Annotated in this window: 18 protein-coding genes; 11 read left to right on the forward strand and 7 right to left on the reverse strand. The window is 65.5% G+C overall.

All coding sequences use genetic code 11. The features are described 5' to 3' along the window. Positions 1 to 84: 84 nt before the first annotated feature. Positions 85 to 1221, reverse strand: coding sequence for an acyl-CoA dehydrogenase family protein (locus ACSKB9_RS22200; protein ID WP_438075743.1), 1137 nt, complete (start codon positions 1219 to 1221; stop codon positions 85 to 87). A 214-nt stretch (positions 1222 to 1435) separates the two neighbouring features. On the opposite strand from ACSKB9_RS22200, the gene ACSKB9_RS22205 reads away from it, so the two are divergent. Further along, on the forward strand, positions 1436 to 2977 hold the full coding sequence (locus tag ACSKB9_RS22205) for an acyl-CoA synthetase (RefSeq protein ID WP_438075745.1): 1542 nt from the start codon (positions 1436 to 1438) through the stop codon (positions 2975 to 2977). Between the two features lie 124 nt (positions 2978 to 3101). After that, positions 3102 to 4322 carry an ABC transporter substrate-binding protein gene (locus tag ACSKB9_RS22210; RefSeq protein ID WP_438075747.1) on the forward strand — a complete coding sequence of 407 codons (1221 nt, stop codon included), beginning with the start codon at positions 3102 to 3104 and terminating at the stop codon, positions 4320 to 4322. Between the two features lie 270 nt (positions 4323 to 4592). Here the strand turns inward: ACSKB9_RS22210 and ACSKB9_RS22215 are convergent, their stop codons facing one another. Continuing rightward, positions 4593 to 5357, reverse strand: coding sequence for a helix-turn-helix domain-containing protein (locus tag ACSKB9_RS22215; RefSeq protein ID WP_076834862.1), 765 nt, complete (start codon positions 5355 to 5357; stop codon positions 4593 to 4595). Positions 5358 to 5610: 253 nt separating this feature from the next. Between ACSKB9_RS22215 and ACSKB9_RS22220 the strand changes: the two genes are divergently transcribed. The 3 genes from ACSKB9_RS22220 to ACSKB9_RS22230 all read left to right on the forward strand — a co-directional run bounded on the left by ACSKB9_RS22220 (position 5611) and on the right by ACSKB9_RS22230 (position 11015). Then, entirely contained in the window at positions 5611 to 7830 is a 2220-nt protein-coding gene (locus tag ACSKB9_RS22220) for a marine proteobacterial sortase target protein (protein WP_438080344.1), read from the forward strand. A gap of 200 nt (positions 7831 to 8030) precedes the next feature. After that, the gene (locus tag ACSKB9_RS22225) at positions 8031 to 8621 is read left to right on the forward strand and encodes a class GN sortase (RefSeq protein WP_438075750.1); all 591 of its coding nucleotides are present in this window, start codon (positions 8031 to 8033) and stop codon (positions 8619 to 8621) included. Positions 8622 to 8792: 171 nt separating this feature from the next. Further along, positions 8793 to 11015, forward strand: coding sequence for an acetate--CoA ligase family protein (locus ACSKB9_RS22230; RefSeq protein WP_438075752.1), 2223 nt, complete (start codon positions 8793 to 8795; stop codon positions 11013 to 11015). Between the two features lie 162 nt (positions 11016 to 11177). Here the strand turns inward: ACSKB9_RS22230 and ACSKB9_RS22235 are convergent, their stop codons facing one another. Beyond that, positions 11178 to 11939, reverse strand: coding sequence for a S1 family peptidase (locus ACSKB9_RS22235; protein WP_057021193.1), 762 nt, complete (start codon positions 11937 to 11939; stop codon positions 11178 to 11180). Positions 11940 to 12073: 134 nt separating this feature from the next. Between ACSKB9_RS22235 and ACSKB9_RS22240 the strand changes: the two genes are divergently transcribed. The 4 genes from ACSKB9_RS22240 to ACSKB9_RS22255 all read left to right on the forward strand — a co-directional run bounded on the left by ACSKB9_RS22240 (position 12074) and on the right by ACSKB9_RS22255 (position 15834). Further along, positions 12074 to 12706 (forward strand): HAD-IA family hydrolase, encoded by a 633-nt coding sequence (locus ACSKB9_RS22240; RefSeq protein WP_176936737.1) that lies wholly within the window; start codon positions 12074 to 12076, stop codon positions 12704 to 12706. 166 nt (positions 12707 to 12872) lie between these two features. Continuing rightward, positions 12873 to 13190 (forward strand): hypothetical protein, encoded by a 318-nt coding sequence (locus tag ACSKB9_RS22245; protein WP_438075754.1) that lies wholly within the window; start codon positions 12873 to 12875, stop codon positions 13188 to 13190. A 313-nt stretch (positions 13191 to 13503) separates the two neighbouring features. Then, a complete protein-coding gene (locus tag ACSKB9_RS22250; protein ID WP_194457917.1) occupies positions 13504 to 14451 on the forward strand; it encodes an AAA family ATPase in 948 nt (315 codons plus the stop codon). Positions 14452 to 14457: 6 nt separating this feature from the next. Then, the gene (locus ACSKB9_RS22255) at positions 14458 to 15834 is read left to right on the forward strand and encodes a vWA domain-containing protein (RefSeq protein ID WP_438075756.1); all 1377 of its coding nucleotides are present in this window, start codon (positions 14458 to 14460) and stop codon (positions 15832 to 15834) included. Positions 15835 to 15849: 15 nt separating this feature from the next. Here the strand turns inward: ACSKB9_RS22255 and ACSKB9_RS22260 are convergent, their stop codons facing one another. Further along, positions 15850 to 16377 carry a hypothetical protein gene (locus ACSKB9_RS22260; RefSeq protein WP_438075758.1) on the reverse strand — a complete coding sequence of 176 codons (528 nt, stop codon included), beginning with the start codon at positions 16375 to 16377 and terminating at the stop codon, positions 15850 to 15852. A gap of 463 nt (positions 16378 to 16840) precedes the next feature. On the opposite strand from ACSKB9_RS22260, the gene ACSKB9_RS22265 reads away from it, so the two are divergent. Beyond that, complete coding sequence (locus ACSKB9_RS22265; RefSeq protein ID WP_438075760.1) at positions 16841 to 18061, forward strand: DUF2235 domain-containing protein; 1221 nt, start codon at positions 16841 to 16843, stop codon at positions 18059 to 18061. Positions 18062 to 18291: 230 nt separating this feature from the next. On the opposite strand, the gene ACSKB9_RS22270 is transcribed toward ACSKB9_RS22265, so the two are convergent. Genes ACSKB9_RS22270 through ACSKB9_RS22280 form a run of 3 tightly spaced genes read right to left on the reverse strand, consistent with a single transcriptional unit; the run spans position 18292 to position 22345 of the window. Continuing rightward, on the reverse strand, positions 18292 to 20517 hold the full coding sequence (locus tag ACSKB9_RS22270; protein WP_438075762.1) for a molybdopterin cofactor-binding domain-containing protein: 2226 nt from the start codon (positions 20515 to 20517) through the stop codon (positions 18292 to 18294). Beyond that, positions 20514 to 21005 carry a (2Fe-2S)-binding protein gene (locus tag ACSKB9_RS22275; RefSeq protein WP_438075764.1) on the reverse strand — a complete coding sequence of 164 codons (492 nt, stop codon included), beginning with the start codon at positions 21003 to 21005 and terminating at the stop codon, positions 20514 to 20516. Before ACSKB9_RS22275 ends, ACSKB9_RS22270 begins: the two co-directional genes overlap by 4 nt. After that, the gene (locus ACSKB9_RS22280) at positions 21002 to 22345 is read right to left on the reverse strand and encodes a cytochrome c (protein ID WP_438075766.1); all 1344 of its coding nucleotides are present in this window, start codon (positions 22343 to 22345) and stop codon (positions 21002 to 21004) included. The genes ACSKB9_RS22275 and ACSKB9_RS22280 overlap by 4 nt, the downstream gene beginning before the upstream one ends. 132 nt (positions 22346 to 22477) lie before the next feature. Between ACSKB9_RS22280 and recQ the strand changes: the two genes are divergently transcribed. After that, positions 22478 to 24346: a DNA helicase RecQ gene (recQ, locus tag ACSKB9_RS22285; RefSeq protein WP_438075768.1), complete on the forward strand. Its 1869-nt coding sequence runs from the start codon at positions 22478 to 22480 to the stop codon at positions 24344 to 24346. Positions 24347 to 24378: the final 32 nt, after the last annotated feature.

The raw sequence follows: 24378 nt of genomic DNA on the forward strand, positions 1-24378 counted from the left end.
TTGACCCCCACCCTGCCCTCCCCCTTTCAGGGGGAGGGTTCACAATCCGCCTTTTCGCCGCGACCACATCATCACCTGACGCGATCACAACCCCATCTGCCGGCTCGCGAGGTCCTTCATGATCTCCTCGGTGCCGCCGCCGATGGCGTTGACCTTGACCTCGCGGTAGATGCGCTCGACCTTGACGCCGCGCATGAAGCCGGCGCCGCCGAAGATCTGCACCGCCTCGGAGGCGCAGTGCGCCATGGTCTGCGTCGCCTGGTTCTTCATCATGCAGATCTCGGCGACCGGGCTTTCGCCCTGGCCGAGCCGCCACGCCAGCATCTCCAGCATCGCCTGCGAGGCCACCACCTTCTGCGCCATGTCGACGATCTTGTGCCTGATCACCTGGTGCTGCGCGATCGGCTTGCCGAACGTCTTGCGCTCCTTGGCATAGGCGACCGCCTCGTCGAGGCAGACGCGCGCATAGGCGGTGCAGCTCGCCGCCATGCCCATGCGCTCGCTGTTGAAGTTCTGCATGATGATCTTGAAGCCCTGGCCTTCCTCGCCGATCAGGTTCTCGACCGGCACGCGGCACTCGTCGAAGTGAAGCGTCGCGGTGTCCGACGCCCACCAGCCCATCTTCTTCAGCTTGGTGCGGGACAGGCCGGGCGTATTGCCTTCGATCAGCAGCAGGCTGACGCCGCCGGGACCTTCGCCGCCGGTGCGCACCGCGACCGTCAGATAGTCGGCGCGCATGCCCGAGGTGATGAAGGTCTTCTCGCCGGAGACGACATAGTGATCGCCATCGCGCCGCGCTTTGGTGCGCAGGTTCGCGACATCGGAGCCGCCGCTCGGCTCGGTGATCGCAAGCGCGGAGATCTTCTTGCCGGCGAGCACGTCCGGCAGCACCCGCGCCTTAACCTCGGGCCGCGCGGCGCGCGCGATCGGCGGCGAGCCGATGGTGTGGCTCATCAGGCTCGAGGAGACGCCGCCGGCGCCGGCACGCGCCAGCTCCTGCGAGGCCACGATCTTCATGAACTGGTCGGCGGCGATCCCGCCATATTCTTCCGGGAAGCCGAGGCCGAGCAGCCCGATCGCAGATGCCTTGGCATAGAGCTCGCGCGGAAACTCGCCGTCTTCGTCCCATTGATGGGCATAAGGCTCGATTTCCCTGGCAACAAAGCGCCGCATCACCTCGCGAAAGGCCTCATGCTCGCCGGTGTAGAACGGGTTTGCCATCCGCGTGCTCCGTTGATTCTTCCTCCGACGATGTCCGGATTTCTCCCGGTTCACTTGCGTCGAGTGGCTGCCATCGGCGCCGACGCCCGATCCGGCGATTTGCCAGCCACTAAACGCAAGACAGTATCCTTATACGCCCCCTCCACTGCCAATTCATGGCATCAATTGAGCCAGGAACAGGCGGCGCAAGACTGCCGTTCCGGAGGAGGGAAATTTGCCGGTTCGTTATTACGACTGGATCGCGCATCATCGCCGGCGCACGCCGGACAAGATGGCGCTTGTCGATCTCGCCAGCGGACGCCGCTTCAGCTATGCGGAGCTCGACGCCCGCGTGTCGCGGCTCGCGGCCTGGCTGCGCGACGGGCTCAAGGTCGCCTGCGGCGACCGCGTCGCGGTGCTGGCGCTGAACACGACGGATACGCTGGAGGTGCAGTTCGCCTGCTTCCGGATCGGCGCGATCTTCCTGCCGCTCAACACCCGCCTCACCGTTCCCGAGCTGCGCTACATCACCGGCGACGCCGCGCCGAAGGTGATGATCCACGACGACGATCTCGCCGAGACCGCGCTTGCGGTGGCAAAGCTCTGCAATGTTGCTGCGACCGTGAGGCTCGGCCCCGGCGGCGCCTATGAGGCCGGCATCGCGGCAGCCACGCCGCTCGAGCGGTTCGAGGAGGTCATGCTCGATGACATCTCGACCATCATGTACACCTCGGGAACGACCGGCCAGCCCAAGGGCGCGATTATCACGCATGGGATGACGTTCTGGAATTGCGTCAATCTCGGCGGCCCCGCCTACATCTCGCCGGCCTCGGTGCTGCTCACGGTGCTGCCGCTGTTCCACACCGGTGGTCTGAACTGCTACACCAACCCGGTGCTGCATGCCGGCGGCACCGTGCTGATCATGCGCGCCTTCGATCCCGGCGAGGCGCTGAAGCTGATCGACGATCCCGCGCAGGGCATCAACGTGTTCTTCGGCGTGCCCGCGATCTACCAGTTCATGGCGCAGCACCCGTCCTTCGCTACGGCGGATTTCAGCCGCCTCGTCATTGGCGGCGTCGGCGGCGCGCCGATGCCGGTGCCGCTGCTCAAGACCTGGGAGGCGCGCGGCGTCGCGCTGCAGCAGGGCTACGGCATGACCGAGACGTCGCCGGCGGTGATGGTGCTCGACCGCGAGGATGCCGCGCGCAAGGCCGGCTCCTCCGGCAAGCCGGTGCTGCACACCGAGGTCCGTATCGTGCGGCCCGACGGCAGCGACGCCGCGGTCGGCGAGCTCGGCGAACTCTGGGTCAAGGGCCCGAACATCACGCCGGGCTACTGGAACAGGCCGGACGCCAATGCCTCCTCCTTCACCGACGGCTGGCTGCACACCGGCGACGCCACGCGGATCGACGAGGAAGGCTTCTACTACATCGTCGATCGCTGGAAGGACATGTACATCTCGGGCGGCGAGAACGTCTATCCGGCCGAGGTCGAGAGCGTGCTGCATCAATTGGCGGCCGTCGCCGAGGCCGCCGTGATCGGCATCCCTGACGAGCAATGGGGCGAAGTCGGCATGGCGATCATTGCCGTGAAATCCGGCCATTCGCTGACCCCGGCCGAGGTCCACGCGCATTGCCAGGCCAATCTGGCGCGGTTCAAATGCCCGCGCCTGATCGAATTCATCGAGGTCCTGCCGCGGAACGCGACAGGCAAAATTCATAAGCCGACGCTCCGGCAGCAATTCAGCCGGCCGAAGCCAACCGATACCGCAGCGTGAGCCAGACGCGCGCCGCGCGTTCCGGATTCGCCGCGACAAGGATTGCCCCGCTGCCGTCTGCCGGGACCGGCTGCGGGTTCGTTGCGTAAGTCCCCAACCAAGATCAATCGAGGAAATTGCCTTTATGAAAACAACAACACTGTCGCTGCTGGCAGCCGCCACGGCGCTCTGCCTGCTCTCCACCCAGGCCGCCTTTGCACAAAAGAAGTATGATACCGGCGCCTCCGACACCGAGATCAAGATCGGCAATGTCGAGGCCTATAGCGGTCCCGCCTCCGCCTACGGCGTCATCGGCAAGACCGAAGAAGCCTATTTCAAGATGATCAACGACCAGGGCGGCATCAACGGCCGCAAGATCAACTGGATCTCCTATGACGACGGCTACTCGCCGCCGAAGACCGTGGAGCAGATCCGCAAGCTGATCGAGAGCGACGAGGTCTTCCTGGTGTTCAACGCGCTGGGCACGCCGACCCAGACCGCGGTGCAGAAGTATCACAACGCCAAGAAGGTGCCGCAGCTGTTCCTCGCCACCGGCGCCAGCAAATGGAACGATCCGAAGGATTTCCCGTGGACCATGGGTTTCCAGCCGAGCTATCGCGTCGAGGCGCGGATCTTCGGCAAGTACATCCTGAAGGCCAAGCCGGATGCCAAGGTCGCGATCTTCTACGCCAATGACGATTTCGGCAAGGACTACCTGGTCGGCTTGAAGGAAATCCTCGACAAGTCGAGCGTCAAGATCGTCGCCGAAGAGAGCTACGAGACCACCGAGCCGTCGATCGACTCTCACATCGTCAAGCTGAAGGACACCGGCGCCGACGTGTTCGTCAACATCTCGACGCCGAAATTCGCGGCGCAGGCGATCAAGAAGATCGCCGAGCTCAACTGGAAGCCGATGCAGGTGATGACCGACGTCTCGATCTCGATCGGCGCGGTCATGAAGCCCGCCGGGCTCGAGGCCTCGGAAGGCGTGCTGTCGGCCGGCTATCTGAAGGACGCGTCCGATCCGCAATGGAAGAATGATGAGGGCATGAAGAAGTTCATGGCCTTCGCCGAGAAGTACATGCCGGGCGCCAATCTCGCCGACGCCAATCTGGTCTATGGCTACGCCGCGGCGCAGACCATGGTGCAGGTGCTGAAGCAGGCCGGCGACAACCTGACGCGTGAGAACGTGATGAAGCAGGCCGCCAGCCTCAAGGATTTTGCGCCCGACACGCTCATCCCCGGCATCAGGATCAACACCAGCTCGACCGACTTCGCGCCGGTCGAGCAACTCAAGATGATGCAGTTCAAGAACGGGCAGTGGGAGCTGTTCGGCGACATCATCAGCGCCGAGACCGGCGGCTAGCGCGACGCGCACCGCCACCAAACATCAGCCATCGCGAAGCCGCCCATCCGGGCGGCTTCGTTTGTTTTGCGAATCGCGGATGGAGCCAAGCCGAGCGTCGTGCAAGCTATCGTCACCCTGAGGAGCCGCGAAGCGGCGTCTCGAAGGGTCGACGGCCCGGCTCTCTCCCGAGTCGATGCATACGGGCCGTGCATCCTTCGAGGCTCGCCCAGCGGCGCAATCGCGCCGCAAGGCTCGCACCTCAGGATGACGGAGCTAACTCTGCCGTTGTCAGCCCGGCAAGAAAATCGCGAACGGCTCATCGATCGTCCGACGCAGATGCTCGCGATAGGCGGCGTAGTTCGCGTCATCCGCCGACACCCGGCCGAGGCTTGGCTTGGGTACGTTCTTCACCGGCAGGAACGCGATCGGCGCGGCGACCGGCGTCAGCAGCGAGCCGCGGCCCGCGAGCAGCGTCGTGATGATGCCGTACATCTCGCCGGAATTGCGCGGGCGCGACACCGTGATCACGCGATGCTGGCCGTGCCTATTGGTCACGAGGTAGACGAAGCCTGATTCATTGGGCACCGCCACCTCGCCATACTGGGTGTAGTCGGCGTCCTGCCGTTCGCCCTCGCGGAAGCCGAGCGACGATGACGCTTCGTCCCACGTGATCTCGGTGCGATAGGCATAGAGCGCGCCCTGCTCGCCGAACGACGGACGCACCGTGATGTAGGTCCCTTCGATCCGCGCCACCGCGCGGCGGGAATAGGACCCGAGGCTGTCGGGTGCGATCCCGCCATTGGCGGGTGCGGCCACCGTGATCGTCTCCGGCAGCTTGCGCAAGGACACACCCAACGCCTGCTCCAGCCGCACCGTAGTCGCCAGCGTGAACGGGCGGCGGCCGCCGAGCACCTTCTCCAGCGTCGACAGGCTGAGCTTGGCCTGCTCGGCCAGCGTCTGCCGCGAGATGCGTCGGCGCGCGATTTCCTCGCGAATGGTCTCCGCGACCTGCTGGCTCTGCTCGGCGGATAGCTGCTTGTCAGGCGTCGGCATCCAGATTCCTGCCCGGTTCCCCTTGATTCCGCGCAGTCTAGCAGACCGGACAATCCATCACCAAACCGCACAAATCCGCCTCAGCCGGCGGCGGGCCGCGCCGGACGGCGGCCAATCATTGCCGATCATTCTGCTCGCGCCAAAACCGCCGTTCTCCATGATCGCGAGGCAGCGAAAGCCTCGCTCGGGAGTGACGAAAATGACGATTTACGATGCATGTGAGAGCAGCCCGCAGATCCGCCTGTCGCGCAGGATGCGCATTGCGCTGTTCTTTCTGGTGGAAGGTGTGGCCGCGCTGGCGATCGGCTTTGCAGCCTTGTTCGTGAGCTTCGATCCGGTGTGGTCGGCCGAGCTGCCGCGACAGGCGGTGCTGCGGCCGAGCGATGCGCGTTCCGGCTCGCTGCTGTTCAAGACCGACGACGGCTATGCCGACGCGACCAGGCTCGGCATTGACGTCGACCTCACGGTGTCGGGTCCGACGGTCCGCGCCCGCGTCACGCAGATCTTCCGCAACCCGACCAAGGACTGGGTGGAGGCGACCTATGTCTATCCGCTGCCGGCGGGCGGCGCGGTCGACACGCTGAAGATGGTGGTCGGCGACCGCGTCGTGGTCGGCGACATCAAGGAGCGGCAGCAGGCTCGCGCCATCTATGAGCAGGCCAAGCAGAATGGCCAAAAGGCCGCGCTCACCGAACAGGAGCGGCCCAACATCTTCACCAACTCCGTTGCCAATATCGGCCCTGGCGAGACCGTGCTGGTGCAGATCGAATATCAGGAGCCGGTGCAGCAGAACGGCAGCGAATTCTCGCTGCGGGTGCCGATGGTGGTCGGCCCGCGCTACAATCCGCGCCCGGTGGTGCAGAGCGTCGACCTTCGCGCCGATGGCAACGGCTGGGGCGCCACGTCAACCGATCCCGTGCCGGACCGCGACCGCATTGCCTCGCAAGCGCTCGATCCGGCGGAGAATGCGCCGGTCAATCCGACCAACATCACGGTGCGCCTCAACGCCGGCTTCCCGCTCGGCGAGGTGAAGAGCCATTTCCACCAGGTTAGGATCGAGAGCCCCGACGGCACCACGCGCATCGTCAAGCTCGCCCAAGGCCCGGTGCCGGCCGATCGTGATTTCGAGCTAACCTGGAAGCCGGCCGCCGAGAAGGCGCCGTCGGTCGGGCTGTTCCGCGAGCATGTCGGCAATTCCGACTATCTGCTGGCCTTCGTCACCCCGCCGTCGGTCGAGCAGGCGCAACAGAAGCCGTTGCCGCGCGAAGTGATCTTCGTGATCGACAATTCCGGCTCGATGGGCGGCACCTCGATCATCCAGGCCAAGGCGAGCCTCATTTACGCGCTCGGCCGCTTGCAGCCGACCGATCGCTTCAACGTGATCCGGTTCGACGACACCATGGACACGCTGTTCCCGTCGCCGGTCGCGGCCAATAGCGCCAATATCGGCAACGCGACGGCGTTCGTCAGCGCGCTGCAGGCCCGCGGCGGCACCGAGATGGTGCCGGCGATGCGCGCGGCGCTGTCCGACACCAACCATGACGACGCCAATTACGTCCGCCAGGTCGTGTTCCTGACCGACGGCGCCATCGGCAACGAGCAGCAATTGTTCGAGACCATCAGCGCGCTGCGCGGCCGCTCGCGGGTATTCATGGTCGGCATCGGCTCGGCGCCGAACACCTATCTGATGACACGCGCCGCCGAGCTCGGCCGCGGCACCTTCACCCATATCGGCTCGGTCGAGCAGGTCGACGAGCGGATGCGCGGCCTGTTCGCCAGGCTGGAGAATCCCGCGGTGACGAGCCTCTCCGCGAAATTCTCCGAGGCGACGGCCGACCTGACGCCGTCGGCACTGCCCGACGTCTATCGCGACGAGCCGCTGGTGCTGGCCGCCAAGCTCGACAAGCTGGCCGGCTCGGTCGAGATCAAGGGCCGCATCGGCGACCGTCCGTGGAGCGTGACGCTGCCGCTCGCGAATGCCGCTGAAGGCAAGGGCCTGTCGAAACTGTGGGCGCGCCGCAAGATCGCCGATGCCGAGGTCGCGCGCACCACGCGGCAGCAGAACCCCGAGGACGCCGACAAGACCATCCTGGCGCTGGCGCTGGAGCATCAGCTCGTCACGCGGCTGACCAGCCTTGTCGCGGTCGACAAGACGCCGAGCCGTCCCGACGGCGAGCCGCTAAAGCTCTCCGAATTGCCGCTCAACCTGCCCGCCGGCTGGGATTTTGCGAAGCTGTTCGGCGAGCGTCCGAGTCTGCCGGCCGCCCCGGGCGAGCGGCGCGCCGACGCAGGCGACGGCAAGCTGCAGCTCGCTGCGCTGAAGCGGTCATCGGTCGCGACGCACGCTCCCGGCACGATCCAGCTGCCGAAGACCGCGACCGATGCGGAGCTGAAGATGATCGCGGGCGTGATCCTGCTCACGGTCAGCCTTCTCCTCCTGGTGTTCAACCGGCGTCAGACGTCGCCCCAATGACGTCGGATGAAAGGAGGAGGTGCCCCCCAACCTCCTCCTTCAAGAGCGCGCGCGGCCTTCCCACCCGTCCCCCAGGGGCCGCGCGCGCAACTCTTTTCCAACCGTCATTGCGAGCGAAGCGAAGCAATCCATGTCGCCATACGGGGAAAGATGGATTGCTTCGTCGCTTCGCTCCTCGCAATGACGAGAAACAAAACAAAATGGCCCGCTTCATCCCGGCCCTCGCCTTCGCCCTCATCGGCCTGATCCTGTTCGGCCAGGGCGCCTATATCCATGCCAAGGCGCTGCTGGCGCAGGTGCTGCTGGAGCGCGCCTTCGCACAGAGCATCGCGACCGGCCAGCCGGTGAAGCCCTGGAGCTGGGCCGATACCTGGCCGGTGGCGCGGATCGAGGTGAAGCGCCTGCACGCCTCCGCGATCGTGCTTGCCGGCAGCAGCGGCCAGGCACTGGCGTTCGGCCCCGGCCATGTCGAACAGACCGTCGATGCCGGCGAGCGGGGCGTCGCGGTCTATTCCGCGCACCGTGACACGCATTTTCGCTTTCTCAGGGATGTCACAATCGGTGACGAGATCGACGTCACGCGAAGCGACGGCAAGATGTTTCGCTATCGGGCCGATCGCAGTTCGGTGGTCCGATTCGATCAATCCGGCATCGATCCGCTCATCGACCGACATGAACTGGTGCTGTCGACCTGCTGGCCGTTCGACGCGCTGACGGCAGGCCCTGAGCGTTACTTGCTGCACGGGACCTTGATCGAAACGGATTCGCGCCCGCGCGAATCCGGTTCCTGATAGGCAATCAATTTTGCGCCTGCCGGGATATTGCGCGCGGTGCCCTGACCTGCGCCAGCATGAGTTGCTACCCCCTTTCCCTCGCCATAAAAACAATGAAAAATCGCGCGCCTCACGGTGATCCGCCGTGGCCAGAGGAAAACAAAGACAACAAGGATAAGGGCAGGCTCCATGGAAGCTTTCGCAAGCACCGCGTCTCATGTGTCCCACGAATGGGCGCCGCCCGCTGACGCCAGCGATATCGTCAAGAGCATCCACGCGATGCTGCATCCGCGCAACATCGTGCTGGTCGGTGCCACCGACAAGCCCGGCAATTACGCCGAACGGATCTGGAACAATCTGGTCAAGTACGGATATGCTGGCGGCCTCTATCCGATCAACGCCAAGCGCGAAGCGATCTGGGGCGTCACCTGCTACAAGGACTTCGCCAGCCTTCCCGAGAAGCCCGACCATGTGCTGGTGCTGGTGCCGGCCCGGTTTGCCGTGCAGGTGATCCGCGATGCGGCCGCGGCCGGCGCGCGCTCGGCGACCATCGTCACCTCCGGCTTCAGCGAATTGCAGGATGAAGAGAGCCAGCGGCTCGCGGTCGAGCTGAAGCAGGCGATCAAGGAGACCGGGCTTGCGGTCACCGGTCCGAATTGCCTCGGCAATCTCAGCGCCGGCGAGAACCTGTTCACCAATATCGACGACCGCATCGTCACCATGGAGCAGGGCGCGGTAGCGATCGCCGGCCAATCCGGCGCGATCGTGATGGCAATCCGCCAGGCGCTGGAGGATCGCGGCGTCGGCGTCGGCTACATGGTCACGACCGGCAATGAATCCGGCCTCGAGACCCCGGACCTGATGAGCTATTTCGCCGCCGATCCGAGCATCCGCGTCATCGTGGTCTATCTCGAAGGCGTCAGGAACACGAAGGTATTCCGCGATGCCTGCAAGGCCGCGCGCGCCGCCGGCAAGCCGGTGATCGCGCTCAAGCTCGGCGCCTCCGAGGGCGGCCGCGCCGCGGCGATGGCGCATACCGGCGCGCTTGCCGGCTCGATCGAGACCTTCGATGCGATCTCGACCCGCGAAGGCGTGATCCGGGTGCGTGGGCTGGATGAACTGATCGAAACCACCGAGTGCTTCGTGCATGCCGATCCGCCGAAGGGCAATCGCCTCGCGGCGGTGTCGCTGTCAGGCGGCAAGCGCGGCCTCCTGATCGACGCGTTCTATTCCGCCGGGCTGAACTTCGCGCCGCTGAGCCCGAACGCATCGGAGCAACTGGCAAAAATGCTCGGCCCCGGCAGCATTGTCGGCAATCCGCTCGACGCCGGCTTTGCCGCGGTGGTCGATCCCTCCGTCTACATGAAGTCGATCAAGATCATGATCGACGATCCCGACACCGATATCGTCATCATCGATGCCGAGCTGCCGAAGGCGCCACACGAGCTGCGCGAGCGAAATCTGCGCATCGTCAACGAGATGGCGGGCCAGGCCAACAAGCCGGTGATCTATATCAGCGCGATGTCGATCGGCTTCACCGAATTCACCAAAGGACTGCGCAAGTCGCTGCCCGATATCGCAGTCATGCAGGGCCTTGACCGCGCGGTCGGCGCGATCAAGTCGTTGATCGAATATGCCGGCCTGCGCAAGGAAGTGCCCGATATCGCGTCGAGCTCGACGGCATCTGCGCGCGCGGTGCTGGAGAAGACGCTGAAGGCCGCCAACGGCGCCGCCGCGCTCGACGAGGTTGCCTCGAAGAAGCTGCTCAAGGCCTATGGCATCCCGATCTCAAAGGAAGAGGTCGCGCAGACCGCGGCGGAGGCCGTGAAGATCGCCAAGCAAATCGGCTTCCCGGTGGTCGCCAAGGTGGTCAGCCCCGACATCCTGCACAAATCCGATATCGGCGGCGTGGTGCTGAACCTTGCCAATGCGGCCGAGGTGAAGAAAGCCTTCATCGACATCACCGCGCGGGTGAAGAAGCTGAAGGGCAAGCCGAAGCTCGAGGGCATCCTGATTGCGCAGCAGGTCAAGGCCGACCTCGAGCTCGTGGTCGGCGCCTCGCTCGACGCCGAGATGGGCCCCGTCGTGCTGTTCGGCACCGGCGGCGTCGACATCGAGCTGATGAAGGACGTCGCGCTCGCCGGCGCGCCGCTCGACGCCGCCGAGGCGAAGGAGCTGATCGCCAGGACCAAGGCCGGGGTCAAGATGAAGGGCTATCGCGGCAAGCCCGCGCTGCACGAGCCGTCGGCAGTGAAGGCGCTGGTCGGGCTCTCCAACCTGATGGCGGACGCCAACGGCCGCATTGCCTCGATCGACGTCAACCCGTTCCTGATCAACAGCAAGCTCGGCGTCGCCGTCGACGGCCTGATCGTGCTGAACAACGCCGCCGCGAACAAGGCCGCGGGGCATTAGGTTCATCGCAAATTCATCACCGTCATCCTGAGGTGCGAGCGAAGCGAGCCTCGAAGGATGAATCGGCCCGGCTCTGGGCCGTTCATCCTTCGAGACGCGCTACGCGCTCCTCAGGATGACGGAACTGCGAGTGTGCGGTCTGTCCGAAGCATGCATCTTGGGCTAAAAGCTCGCGCCCCATTGCCGCGCGGTCTGCATCACCCAGTCGCGATAGAGTGTCAGCGGCGTCACGCCGGTGATGCCGCCGCAGCCGGCGGCGCCGTTCGGTCCCGTCGACCAACTCACCACGCCGACGATTGCGGGGCCGCCCTGCTTGTCCTCGAACACCGGCGCGCCGGAATCGCCGGTGCAGGCCCCGAGCCCGTCGCGCACGCCCTGCCCGACCGGATCGACGAGACGGATCTGCAACGTGCCGGGCTTGCCGCTCGCGATCAGGCCGGCGACGCGGGTGGCGCCGCCGCTCTTGCCGTCACCACGCACGGTGACGCCGACGCCCGCGATGGTGAAGCGGCCGCCGACCTGGATCGGAATGTTTGGCATGCCGAGCGCGGCCGGCGCCTTGCCTGCGGCCGGCGCCGCGAGCTGCAGCAGCGCGACATCGGCGGTCGCGACATGATTGGTCATCGCCTGCATCCGAAAGCCGGGATGGATCGCAACCGTCCTGACGTCCTGCAGCTTCGGCTGCCTGTCCGCGCCATATTCGACGATCTTGTAATCGGCGCCGGGCTGCACGCAATGTGCCGCGGTCAGCACGACCTTCGGCGCGATCAGCGCACCGGTGCAGAAATTGCCGCGCGAGCCGACGATCGTGACGACGGAGCGCGCAACGCCATCCGTCGACGGCGCGCCGCCGCCGACGATGGCGAAAGCCGGAGGGCAGACCAGGGACACGAGAACGGCGAGGATCAGGCGGGATGTCTTCATCGGCGAAGCAATAGCCCGCTCCGCGCGGGTCGCCAAGCGCCGAACGAGCGCCGAACAAGCGCCGGATCGGGCTGGTCCCGGTCTGCGATCCGTGTTAGCCGCTCCTCAAGCAACGCATCATTGGGCAGGAAAGCATGATCGAGGCAGTAATCTGGGATTTCGGCGGCGTGTTGACCACCTCACCGTTCGAGGCATTCGCGCGCTATGAGACCGAGCGCGGCCTGCCGATCGACATCATCCGCCGCACCAACGCCGCCAATCATCTCGAGAACGCCTGGGCCAAGTTCGAGCGCGCCGAGATCGATATCGAGGCGTTCGATGCGCTGTTCGCTACGGAATCGAAGGCGCTCGGCGCCGAGGTGCGCGGCAAGGACGTGCTGCCGCTGCTCTCCGGCGACCTGCGCCCCGAGATGGTCGAGGCGCTGAAGCGCATCAAGGCGAAATTCAAGACCGGATGCATCACCAACAATCTGCCGGCAAACGCGATCGGCAGCCGTAGCGGACGCACGCTCTATGTGGCCGAAGTGATGGCGCTGTTCGACCACGTCATCGAGTCCGCGAAGATCGGCCTGCGCAAGCCCGACCCGCGGATCTACCGGATGATGGTGGAGACGCTGCAAGTGAACCCGAAGAACTGCGTCTATCTCGACGATCTCGGCGTCAATTTGAAGCCGGCGCGCGAGATGGGCATGACCACGATCAAGGTCGCGAATGCCGCGCAGGCGATCGGCGAGCTTGAAGCCGCGACCGGCCTCACGCTGAGGTGAAGCGGGCTACGCGCCTATTCATGCCGCATTCACGCGGCGGCTTCTAATTGTCGGCCTCCCCCGGGTCACGGCGCGATCGCATCGTGACCCCTTTCCTGGTCTGAGCATGACGTTCCGGAAAACCAACGTCCACTTCTCCGGATCATGCCTCGCGGAGGCACTTCCCATGAAACGTCTTGTCGTCGCCGTCGTCTCGGCTGGTTCGCTGCTGCTCTCGGCTGCAGCGCTCGCGCAGACAACACCAGCCCCCGCAACAGCGCCGGCGGCAGCTCCCGCGCAACAGAGCGCGTCGACGGCGGCGCCCGTGCCCGGCGCGAAGCGCGCGGCCTGCCAGAGCTCGGCGAAGGCGCTAAAGGGTCAGGAGCGGCACGACCAGATGCAGCTCTGCATGGCGCAGGCGCATCTCGACTGCCTGAAGCAGGCCATCGACCAGAAGATCACGGGCCCTCAGCGCAAGGATTTCGTGAAGAGCTGCGCCGGTTGACGGTAGCCGGGCTACGAGATTCCTCTCCTTCCCCCTGAAAGGGGGAAGGTCGGGATGGGGGTCAGCCGCAGACGCCGGCGTTGATGGAGAGAGTAGATCCCCACCCGCTTTGCTCTGGCGAGCAAAGCGACCTCCCCTTTTCAAGGGGAGGTTCGACCTACACGCTAACAAGCGTAGCCCGTATTGCGCTTGGCGGAAATACCCCGGAACCATGCGCTAACCCCATGCCTTTGCGGGCCAAACGAGCCTTGTGCTTTGTCCGCAACGGGCGCAGAACAGATCCGAGTTCAAGGCAAATTCGGAGCTGATCCTCGTGGCTGACACCAGGCCCACCGCCTCGATCGAGGCCGTGGAAAGCGGCCTCGCCGCGCAAGGCTATATTGCGAGCCGGCAGATCGCGACCGCGGTCTATCTGTCGCAGCAGATCGAGAAGCCGATCCTGGTCGAGGGCCCTGCCGGCGTCGGCAAGACCGAGCTGGCGAAGGCGATCGCCGCATGGCGCGGCATGAAAATGATCCGCCTGCAATGCTATGAGGGCCTCGACGAGGCCAAGGCGCTGTATGAGTGGAAATATGCCAAGCAGCTGCTCTACACCCAGATCCTGAAGGACAAGCTCGGCGAGGTGCTCGGCGGCGCGCAGTCGCTGGCGGCTGCGCTCGACCAGCTACACACCTTCGGCGATGTGTTCTTCTCCAAGGAATTCGTCGAGCCGCGGCCGCTGTTGCAGGCGCTGGAGCAGCCGGCCGGCTGCGTGCTCCTGATCGACGAGATCGACAAGTCGGATGCCGAATTCGAATCGCTGCTGCTGGAAATCCTCTCGGACTTCCAGGTCACGATCCCCGAGCTCGGCACCGTCTCCGCGGTGGCGCCGCCGACCGTGATCCTGACCTCGAACAGCGAGCGCGATCTTGGTGACGCCTTGAAGCGGCGCTGCCTGCATCTGCACATCGGCTTTCCCGAGCAGAAGCTGGAGGAGCGTATCGTCGAGAGCCGGGTGCCCGGCATCTCGCAGACGCTGCGCAAGCAAATGGTCGGCTTCATCCACGAGATCCGCTCGCTGGACCTGAAGAAGCTGCCCTCGGTCAGCGAGGCGATCGACTGGGCGCGCGTGCTGGTATTGCTGCAGGCCAGCGAGCTCGATACCGAGATCGTCAAGGACACGCTCAACGTGCTCCTGAAATACGAGGCCGACATCGAGGCCGCGACGCCGCAGATTTCGTCCTTCATCGCCAAGGCGTCGCGCCAGGGCGTGTTCAGCTAAACCAAGATGCGCGAGAACCTGCATCGCTTCTTTCGTGCGGCGCGGGGAGCCGGGGTCCGGGTCTCGCCCGCCGAAAGCATCGATGCAATGCGGGCGGTCGCCCAGGTCGGCTTTGCCGATCGCGACATCCTCCGCGACACCTTCCTGCTGACGCTGGCCAAGACCCAGGACGAGAAGCGCGCGCTCGGCGAATGCTTCGACCTGTTCTTCAGCCAGCCCGAGCCGCAGCAGGAGAACGCCGAGCAGAGCAAGACCGACGATAGCGGCCAATCGGGCGCCAACCCGTCGGCCGACGAGCATGGCGATGCGTCGGGCGGCGCCGCCAGCGAGAATGTCGGGCCGCTGGCGCAGATGCTGCTGTCGCAGGACCGCTCCGCGATATCAAGCGCGATCGCCAGCGCCTCCGGCGCCGCTTCGCTGCCGGATATCCGCTACTTCACCCAGCGCGGCATCTTCCAGACCCGGATCCTCGACGCGATGGGGATCCAGCGCCTGCGCGACGACATCGATGAGCAGACCACGCGCAATCCCGCGCTCGCCGAACGGCTGCAGGAGGCGCTCAACGGCCTGCGCGGCACCGTTCGCGATGCGGTCTCGCAGGCCCTGCTGCTGTACGGCCGCGAGGAAGCGGAGAATCTGCGCAACGAGATCCTGCGCAACGCGCCGCTGGCACGGATCGAACCGCGGCAGGTCGAGCAGATGCGCACGCTGATCCGGCAGATCGCGCGCCGGCTGCGCGAGCGCTACTCCAAGCCGCGCAAGCGCCAGCGCCGCGGTCATCTCGATGTCCGCCGCACGCTGCGCCGCAACGCGGCCTGGGGCGGCGTCCCCTTCCTCACCGCCTGGAAGCGCAAGCATCGCGACCGGCCGAAGATCGTCGCGCTGTGCGACGTCTCGGGCTCGGTCGCCCGCGTCTCGGACTTCTTCCTGCTCCTGATCCACAGCCTGCACGAGGTGGTGGACGATGTCCGCTCGTTCGCCTTCTCGGGCCATTTGATCGAGGTCAGCGACATCCTGGAATCGAAATCGCCGGAAGAGGCGATGAAGGAGATCATGTCCAAGGTCGGCTTCGGTTCGTCCGACTACGGCAATTCCTTGGCCGATTTCGAGGACAACTGGATGAGCGCGATCACGCCGCAGACCACGGTGATCGTGCTCGGCGACGCCCGCAGCAACAATCTCGATCCGCGCGCCGACATCTTGCGCCGCATCGGCGAACGCTCCAAGCGGCTGGTCTGGCTCAACCCCGAAGGCCGCATGGTCTGGGGTTTTGGCGATTCCGAGATGCCGCGCTACGCAACCTTCTGCAGCGTGGTACGGCAATGCGCGACCGCGCAGCAGCTCGAGCGCGCCGTATCGGATATTGTCGCGACGTATCAATAGGCCGCCGGCCGCGCTTTAGATGACAAGCGACTCGCCGTGGAACAGCCACCCGACGAACGCAGCCAAGGTCAGCGCGATCGAGGCGAAGATGCCGACCAGCTTGATCGTCGTGATCGCCTTCAGGATCGAGACCGACCGCGCCGCCGCATGCGGGTCGCCGTGCAGCAGCAGCCACGCCAGGAGACAATCCTCGATCAGATCGCTGAGCAGGTACACCGCTGGCACGACCAGGCCGAGCCACGCCGCGGAGGGGTAGATCCGGCTGAGCCAGTGCGATGACGCCGCCCCCATCGCGCCCGCCAGCGCCAGCATGACGATGAGATCGAGCGGAAACAGGATCGGAAAGACATACTTCATCCGCAGATCGGACTGCACCAGCTCGCCAAGCTGGTCGCCGGTGTAGCTGAGCGTCTTCTCCGGAAAGCGGGTTCGGAACCTGTTTGCGAACACGCGATCGGAATAGCTGCCGACCCACCAGAACAGTCCGAACGCCACCACCACAAGTCCTGAGAGAATGACCGTCACGAGAGCTTGAGGGCTCATGCCGACCCGTTCCTGTTGTCGCTGAGGAAGCTGCGGCAGGCAGCAGGAAAGATGATCGCGTGCACCGCGAAGTCCCTGAAAGGGAGAAAATGCCGACGCATATGGCAATGATCGACGAGCAGATTTCCATCTTTTCCAAAGCGTTGCAATTGAATTCTGGGAGCGCCATTGGCGGCCGGCCCAAAGCATCGCGAACTGAATTGGGTCTCTCACGGACACTCCGTCATGGCCGGGCATCCGCGAGCTGAAGCGACGCCGTCCCTGGCGCAGCTTTGCCCGGCCGCGGCCAGATTCAATTCGAGCCAAAGGCAGGCAGCGTCGACGCGCATCGCGCTTCGGCTACCCGGCACCACCGGCGGTCACGCCGCCGCCATAGAACCGTCTTCAATTGGAGATTGAATTTTCTCCGCGTTCTGCCGTACATAGAGGCCGCGAATTTTCACGGCGGCCGCGAGGGCAACGGATGCCGAAGGATATTGTGATTTGCTGCGACGGCACCGGCAACGAGATCGGTGACAATATTTCCAACGTGCTGAAGCTGTTCCGCGTCGCCGACAAGAATGACCGGCAGCGGATCTATTATCATCCCGGCCTCGGCACCATCGGCCTGCAAAGCGCCTGGGGCCGCTTCAAGCAGCAGATGCGCGGCCTGTTCGGGCTGGCCTTCGGCGCCGGTCTCGACCAGGACACACTCGGCGCCTACCTGTTCCTGTGCCGAACGTGGGAGCCAGGTGACCGGGTCTGGATGTTCGGCTTCAGCCGCGGTGCCTACACGGTGCGCGTGCTCGCAGCCTTCGTCCATGTGATGGGCCTGCTGCCCGTCGATCAGCTCGACCTCGCGAGCTACGCCTTCGGCACCTACAAGAAAGCCAGCTCCGACGCCCAGAAATCCGACGGCACGTTCGACTATGCTCCGTTGAAGGAGGCTTGGCACTTCAGCCAGATTGCCGGCGGCCGCAACATCGACATCGAGTTCGTCGGGGTCTGGGACACCGTGGCCTCGATCATCGTGCCGCGACAGGACAATTTCCTGTTCGACTTGCAGACGCTGCTGTTCACCCGCACCAATTCCAGCGTCAAACACTTCCGCCAGGCGATCTCGATCGACGAGCGCAGGCGCATGTTCCGACTCAATCGCTGGATCGAGCCGCAGAAATTCCGCTCGGATCCGTTCGATCCGGCGACGGAGGTGGAGCAGAACATCAGCCAGGTCTGGTTTGCCGGCGTGCACTCCGACGTCGGCGGCGGCTATCCGGAAGACCAGAGCGGACCGTCAAAGTTTCCGCTGATCTGGATGCTCGAGCAGGCCAAGGCGGCCGGGCTGCACATGGATCAGGCGCTGATCGATCATCTCGCCTGGGGGATGCCGTTGCCGCCGCACAAGCACGAATATGTGCCGCCGAGCGCAACCGCCCCGCTGCACAATTCGCTGACCGCCGCCTGGGAAATCCTGGAATGGATTCCGAAGAGCGACAAATGGAAGGAATGGCCGGAGCGGAAATCCTTCCTCGGCTTCTATCTGCCGCGCGGCGAGCCGCGGCCGATTGCGGACGGCGCGACCATCCATGCCTCGGTGCTGGAGCGCATGGAGAGGGATCCGGCCTACAGGCCGATCAATATGCCGAAGACCTACAAGATCGAGCCGATGACGCCGTCCCCGGCGCCACCCGCCCCGACGGCCTGAAGGCCAGAATTGAATTTACCTTAGATCGGACAGCGCACTCCGCTTCACCTCGCCCCGCGTGCGGGGAGAGGTCGGAACGCATCGCCAGATGCGTTCCGGGGTGAGGGGGAGTCTCCGCAAAGGCAGCTATCACCGTACACGCGGAGAGAGCCCCTCACCCCACCCCTCTCCCCGTAAGCACGGGGAGAGGGAGCGTAGCGCCGTCGCATTCGACCTAATCTCGCCACGCGCTACGTATCGATCGCGTCCTTGATCCGCTTGCGGCTGAGCGGCAGGTCGCGCAGCCGCTTGCCGGTTGCGTGCGCGATGGCATTGGCAAGCGATGCGGCGGCCGGGCCCTGCCCGGTCTCGCCGCTGCCGAGGAACGGCTGGCCGGGGCGGTTGATGATGTGGACGGCGATGCTGTCGGGCACCGCATTGAAGCGCAGGATCGGGTAGGTCTGCCAGTCGATGCTGGTGATCCTTGTCTCGTCGAAGGTGACGCTTTCATGGAGCGTCCAGCTCGTCGACTGCACGATCGCGCCCTCGATCTGGTTGGTGATGCCGTCCGGATTGACGACCTGGCCGGCATCGACGACGGCGACCGCGCGCACCAGCCGGGCCCGCCCGGTTTCGCGATCGACCTCGACCTCGGATGCGATGGCGCAATAGGCGGCGAGATTCTTGTAGCGCGCGAACGCAAAGCCGTAGCCGTGATTTCGCAGCGGCTGCTGTCCGCGCGTCCAGCCGAACTCCTCCGCGGCCTTCTCGACCACCGCGCGGCCCCGCTGATCGTCGAGATGCCTGAGGCGAAACTCGACCGGATCGGCGCCGGCGAGATCGGCCAGTTCATCCATGAAGCTCTCGGTCGAGAACACGTTGTGATAGGCGCCGAGCGCGCGCATCGCGGAGATCCGCAGCGGCATCGCGGGGATGAAATGATGCATCACATGCGCGTTCGGAAAATTGTAGATCGGGATCGCGTTGCGATCGCCGCCACCTTCCGGCAACGGCAACGGCTTTGGTGCGGGCACCGCGAATGATCGCGCCATGTGCTGGGCCGCAAGCAGCGCGCCGGCGCCGCCCGGCCGCATCGAATGAGTGTTGCTCCACACCGCGAAATTCCAGTCGGCGATCTTGCCGTCGGCCGTGAGCGACGCGCTCAATTTCGTCACCATCGCCGGACCATAGGGCTCCCAGCCGTGCTCCTGCTCGCGCATCCACTGCACCCGAATTGGGCGCCCTGGCAGCGCCCGGGCGATCAGCGCGGCGTCGGCCGCGGCATCGTCGGCGCCATTGTGGCCATAACAGCCGGAGCCTTCGACATGGATCAGGCGGACGCTGGCGGGCGTCATGCCGAGCATCTCGGCGATCGCCTGCCGGTCGGGATAGACGCCCTGCGTGTGCGTCCATACCGTCATCGCGCCATCGACGAATTGCGCGACCGCGCAAGACGGCCCGATCGAGCCGTGCGACTGGTAAGGCCGCGTGTAGGTGGCTTCGAGCGACCGCGCGCCGCTCACCGTGGGATCATTCCGTTGGAAGATTGCAAAGTCCTGCGACGGCAGCGCAGTCAGCACGTTTACCAGATCATGCTGGTTGGGCAGCTTCGCATTCTCTCGCCACTTCGCCGCGACCGTCAGCGTGTGCATGGCCTTGACCGCCGAAAATTCCTTGTCCGCCACCACGGCCAGGAAGTTGCCCTCGCGCACGATTTGAATCACGCCGGGCATCTTCTCGATCGCGGCCGTGTCGCATTCCACGAGCTGCGCGCCGTAGCTCGGCGGGCGCACCACGCGCGCATGCACCATGCCGGGAAGCCGCATGTCCTGCACATAGGCGGCGGCGCCCGTGACTTTGGCCGGAATATCGACGCGCGGCACCGGCTGGCCCATCACCTTGAAGCTCGCCGGATCCTTCAGGCTCGATGTCGGTTGCGCCTGGACGTGCAACATGTCCGCGGCGACAAGCTCGCCATAGCCCAGACGCCGGCCATCGGGAGCGACGACGGCCGCATTCTCGGTTCGCAAGCCGTCGGGCGGCAAGCCGAAACGCTTTGCCGCCTCGGCCACCAGCAACATGCGCGCCTGCGCCGCGGCATGCAGGATCGCCGTGCCGCTGTCCTGCATCGAATGACTGCCCGATGTGTAACCCTCATTCGCCGTGAGCTTGGTGTCGGCGGTGATCACCTTCAGCGCATCGAAGGGAATATCGAGCTGCTCGGCCGCAATCTGCTGGAACGCGGTGCGGAATCCCTGGCCGAGTTCGGCCTTGCCCGTGAAGGCCGTGACCTGGCCATTGGCATCGATACGGATCCAGGAATCCAGATTGGGCGTTTTGGCCAGGCTGCCCGGCAACGCCGGGCCCTGCGCAGCCTTCTGCTCCTGCGCCACCGCATGGCGCAGCGAGAAGCTGACGATCAGCGCGCCGCCGCCGGCCAGCACACTGCGGCGATCGAGAACCACCGGTACGGTCATCGGACGCTCCTGTCGCTTGCGGCGTCGGCCGTATCCATCAACCTGGCGGCGCGGTGCACCGCGCGCAGGATGCGCATATGGGTGCCGCAGCGGCAGAGATTGGGCTCCAGCTCGGCGCGGATCTGCGCATCCGATGGCTTCGGGTTGCGCATCAGCAGCGCCTGCGCGCGCATCATCATCCCGGCGATGCAGTAGCCACACTGCGCCGCCTGCTCCTCCATGAAGGCGCACTGGATCGGCGCCGGCGCGGCCACGGTGCCGAGCCCTTCGAGCGTCGTCACCTGCTTGCCCTCGACCAGGACCAGCGGCGTGACGCAGGACAGCACCGCCTTGCCGTCGACGATCACCGTGCAGGAGCCACATTGCCCGAGCCCGCAGCCGAACTTGGCGGCATTGAGCGCCAGATCATTGCGCAGCACATAGAGCAACGGCGTATCCGGCTCCGCATCGACCTGATGATCCCTGCCATTGACCTTCAATGTCATCATGGCTTGCCTCGCTGTCTGGATTCCGCTGGCGTGTCGCGCGCCGCAAGCGACGTGGCCTGCACCGCCCGCGCATCGCGCACCGCCTTGTCGAGATTGGCCCACGCCGGCCGCTTGCCGAACCGCTCGCGCAGATAGGCCGTGAGCGCGACCATCTGCGCATCATCGATGCTGGCGGCGAAGCCCGGCATGATCGGGCTGCGCTCGCCTTCGACGGCGCCAACGCCCGACAGCACGATATTGAGGAGGTTGCGCGGGTCGGGGCTTGCGATCGCCGTGCTGAGCGCGAGATTGACGCCGCCATAGGGCAGCGCGCGGTTGCCCTCATGGCAGGAGACGCACGCCGCGGCATAGATCGCCGCGCCGGCCGAATGGGTCTGTGCCGCATCATCGGAAGACGATTGCGCGATGACGTCGGCCGGCTGATTGCGATCCGGCGCCGGCGCGCCCGAAATATTGGCCATGTACACGGCGATGGCCCGCACGTCGCTGTCAGGCACCGTCGCCAGATTGTCGACCACTTCAGCCATCGGCCCGCGCGCGGTGCCATGATCGGCCTGCCAGCCGTGGCGCAAATAGGCGTAGAGCGCGTCGGCGGTCCAGCGCACCGGGGCGTGCGAGGTGTCGTTCAGCGCGTAGGCGTGCCAATTGTCGACCTCGCCGCCCGCGAACTGCGCATTGACACGCTCGGCGCCGAGCGCGTTGCGCGGCGTGTGGCAGGCGCCGCAATGCGCGAGCCCCTCCACCAGATAGGCGCCGCGGTTCCATTCCGCGCCCTTCGCCGAGTCCTGAGGGGCGTCGCCGCTGCGCAGATACAGCAGCTTCCACCCTGCAATCAGCGGTCGATAGTTCAACGGAAACGAAAGCTGATTCGCCGGCGGCGACGCGTGGACCGGCTGTCGCGTCATCAGGAACGCATAGAGTGCCCGGTCGTCCGCATCCGAGACGTTGGTGAAATGGTCATGGGGAAAGGTCGGGTAGAGATGCTGGCCATCGCGGGCGACGCCGGAGCGCATCGCGCGGACGAACGCCTCCTCCGGCCAGCGCCCGATGCCGGTTTCGGCATCCGGCGTGATGTTGGATGAGAAGACGATGCCGAACGGCGTTGGAACCGGGAGCCCGCCGGCATAAGTCGCGCCGCCCTGCACGGTGTGGCAGGTGTTGCAATTGCCGATCGCGGCGAGTTCGCGGCCGCGTTTGACCACATCAGGGTCGAAGGTATCGGCCCGCGGCGGCGCAATCGCGGCAATCTGCGGCCGCCAGGCGACGGCAAAGGCTGCCGCCGCGCCCGCGACCAGCACGATCGCGGCAATGCCTGTGATGATCCGCAGCTGACCAGTCATGCTGAATTGAGTTTGTTGTTGGGACGTGTATTAACACCTTTCATTCCGGTATCGTTCGGCCAGAAGACCTCGATCACCGCCTGTTGACCTCAAGGAATCCTGGAAAATCCCAAAGGGATCGCGCAAGGGATCATGACCGCCCAGCCCGCCCTCGATCGCGCCTCCGCCCCGTCTCGCGATGCGCTGTCCGTGCTCAGTTCCGTGTTCGGCCTGTCGGGCTTCCGCGGCGCGCAGGAAAACATCATCCGTCACGTCACCGATGGCGGCAATTGCCTGGTGCTGATGCCGACCGGCGGCGGCAAGTCGCTGTGCTACCAATTGCCGTCGCTGCTGCGCGACGGCTGCGGCATCGTGGTATCACCTTTGATCGCGCTGATGCGCGACCAGGTCGCGGGCCTCACTGAAGCAGGCGTCAACGCCGCGGTGCTGAACTCGACGCTGTCCTATGAGGAAGCCTCCGAGGTCGAGCGGCGGCTGCTCGCCGGCGATCTCGACCTGCTCTATGTGGCGCCGGAGCGGCTGCTCACGCCGCGCTGCCTCAATCTGCTCGGCCAGGCGCAGATCGCGCTGTTTGCGATCGACGAGGCGCATTGCGTCTCGCAATGGGGCCATGATTTCCGCCCGGAATATATCGGCCTGTCCGCACTTGCCGAGCGCTTCCCCAAAGTGCCGCGCATCGCGCTGACCGCGACTGCGGACGCGCTGACGCGAAGGGAGATCGCCGAGCGGCTGCAGCTTACCGACGCACCGCAATTCGTCGCGAGCTTCGACCGGCCCAATATCCGCTACGAGATCGTCGACAAGCAGAATGCGACCACGCAGCTGAAGAACTTCATCAAGGAGCGGCATGCCGGCGACGCCGGCGTGGTCTATTGCCTGTCCCGCGCCAAGGTCGAGGATGTGGCGGCGGCGCTCAGCGAGGCCGGCATTCCGGCGTTGCCCTATCATGCCGGGCTCGATGCCGGCGTGCGCGCCCGGCACCAGGACCGCTTCCTGAACGAGGACGGGCTCGTGATCGTCGCCACGATCGCCTTCGGCATGGGGATCGACAAGCCCGACGTACGCTTCGTCGCGCATCTCGATCTGCCGAAGAGCATCGAGGCCTACTACCAGGAGACCGGGCGTGCCGGCCGCGACGGCAAGCCGTCGGCGGCATGGATGGCCTACGGCCTGTCCGACATCGTGCAGCAGCGCCGCATGATCGATGAATCGACCGGCTCCGACGCCTTCAAGCGCGTCTCGGTCGGCAAGCTCGACGCGCTGGTTGCGCTGGCTGAAACGGTGCATTGCCGCCGGCAGCGCTTGCTCGGCTATTTCGGCGAGACCCGCGCGGAGGAAAGCTGCGGCAATTGCGACAACTGCCTGACGCCGCCGCGCGTCCGCGACGGCAAGGTGCTTGCACAAAAGCTGCTGTCCTGCGTCTACCGTACCGGGCAGCGTTTCGGCGCCATGCACCTGATCGACGTGCTGGTCGGGCGGCTGACCGAACGGGTCAAGCAATTCAACCACGACCAGCTGTCGGTGTTCGGTATCGGCCGCGAGCTCAACGAGAAGCAATGGCGCGCGGTGCTGCGCCAGCTGGTGGCGATGGGCCATCTGCGCGCCGACAGCGACGCCTTCGGCGCGCTTGTGCTGACCGACAGCGCCCGCGGCGTGCTGAAGGGCGAGACCGCGGTGATGCTGCGTGAGCAGCCGGAGGGCGCGCGCAACCGCGCGGTCCGCGGCAAGTCGCGCCGCGGCGAGCTTGTGCCCGCGGCCGACAGCCCGGGTGGCGTCGCAAATCCCGCGTTGCATGCGGCGTTGCGCGCCTGGCGCTCGGACGTCGCGCGCCAGCGCGGCGTGCCGGCCTATGTCGTGCTGCACGATTCCACCATCGACGGCATCGCCGCGATGCGGCCGGACACGCTCAGCGAGCTGCGCAACATCGCGGGGATCGGCGACAAGAAGCTCGAGCATTACGGCGACGAGCTGATCCGCATCGTGAAGACGACAGGAGCGTGACCGGTCCTCTCGACGCCGAAGCGACGACAGTC

It is taken from the genome of Bradyrhizobium sp. BR 1433 (assembly GCF_051547665.1).
Taxonomy (GTDB): Bacteria; Pseudomonadota; Alphaproteobacteria; order Rhizobiales; family Xanthobacteraceae; genus Bradyrhizobium; species Bradyrhizobium australafricanum.

What these genes read in the sequence shown, in the direction of transcription:
- ACSKB9_RS22280 (WP_438075766.1), bottom strand. Translation starts at nt 22,345, where the DNA reads ATGACTGGTCAGCTGCGGATCATCACAGGCATTGCCGCGATCGTGCTG.
- ACSKB9_RS22265 (WP_438075760.1), top strand. Translation starts at nt 16,841, where the DNA reads ATGCCGAAGGATATTGTGATTTGCTGCGACGGCACCGGCAACGAGATC.
- recQ (WP_438075768.1), top strand. Translation starts at nt 22,478, where the DNA reads ATGACCGCCCAGCCCGCCCTCGATCGCGCCTCCGCCCCGTCTCGCGAT.
- ACSKB9_RS22235 (WP_057021193.1), bottom strand. Translation starts at nt 11,939, where the DNA reads ATGAAGACATCCCGCCTGATCCTCGCCGTTCTCGTGTCCCTGGTCTGC.
- ACSKB9_RS22255 (WP_438075756.1), top strand. Translation starts at nt 14,458, where the DNA reads ATGCGCGAGAACCTGCATCGCTTCTTTCGTGCGGCGCGGGGAGCCGGG.
- ACSKB9_RS22245 (WP_438075754.1), top strand. Translation starts at nt 12,873, where the DNA reads ATGAAACGTCTTGTCGTCGCCGTCGTCTCGGCTGGTTCGCTGCTGCTC.
- ACSKB9_RS22230 (WP_438075752.1), top strand. Translation starts at nt 8,793, where the DNA reads ATGGAAGCTTTCGCAAGCACCGCGTCTCATGTGTCCCACGAATGGGCG.
- ACSKB9_RS22220 (WP_438080344.1), top strand. Translation starts at nt 5,611, where the DNA reads ATGCGCATTGCGCTGTTCTTTCTGGTGGAAGGTGTGGCCGCGCTGGCG.
- ACSKB9_RS22275 (WP_438075764.1), bottom strand. Translation starts at nt 21,005, where the DNA reads ATGATGACATTGAAGGTCAATGGCAGGGATCATCAGGTCGATGCGGAG.
- ACSKB9_RS22210 (WP_438075747.1), top strand. Translation starts at nt 3,102, where the DNA reads ATGAAAACAACAACACTGTCGCTGCTGGCAGCCGCCACGGCGCTCTGC.
- ACSKB9_RS22215 (WP_076834862.1), bottom strand. Translation starts at nt 5,357, where the DNA reads ATGCCGACGCCTGACAAGCAGCTATCCGCCGAGCAGAGCCAGCAGGTC.
- ACSKB9_RS22200 (WP_438075743.1), bottom strand. Translation starts at nt 1,221, where the DNA reads ATGGCAAACCCGTTCTACACCGGCGAGCATGAGGCCTTTCGCGAGGTG.
- ACSKB9_RS22270 (WP_438075762.1), bottom strand. Translation starts at nt 20,517, where the DNA reads ATGACCGTACCGGTGGTTCTCGATCGCCGCAGTGTGCTGGCCGGCGGC.
- ACSKB9_RS22225 (WP_438075750.1), top strand. Translation starts at nt 8,031, where the DNA reads ATGGCCCGCTTCATCCCGGCCCTCGCCTTCGCCCTCATCGGCCTGATC.
- ACSKB9_RS22240 (WP_176936737.1), top strand. Translation starts at nt 12,074, where the DNA reads ATGATCGAGGCAGTAATCTGGGATTTCGGCGGCGTGTTGACCACCTCA.
- ACSKB9_RS22260 (WP_438075758.1), bottom strand. Translation starts at nt 16,377, where the DNA reads ATGAGCCCTCAAGCTCTCGTGACGGTCATTCTCTCAGGACTTGTGGTG.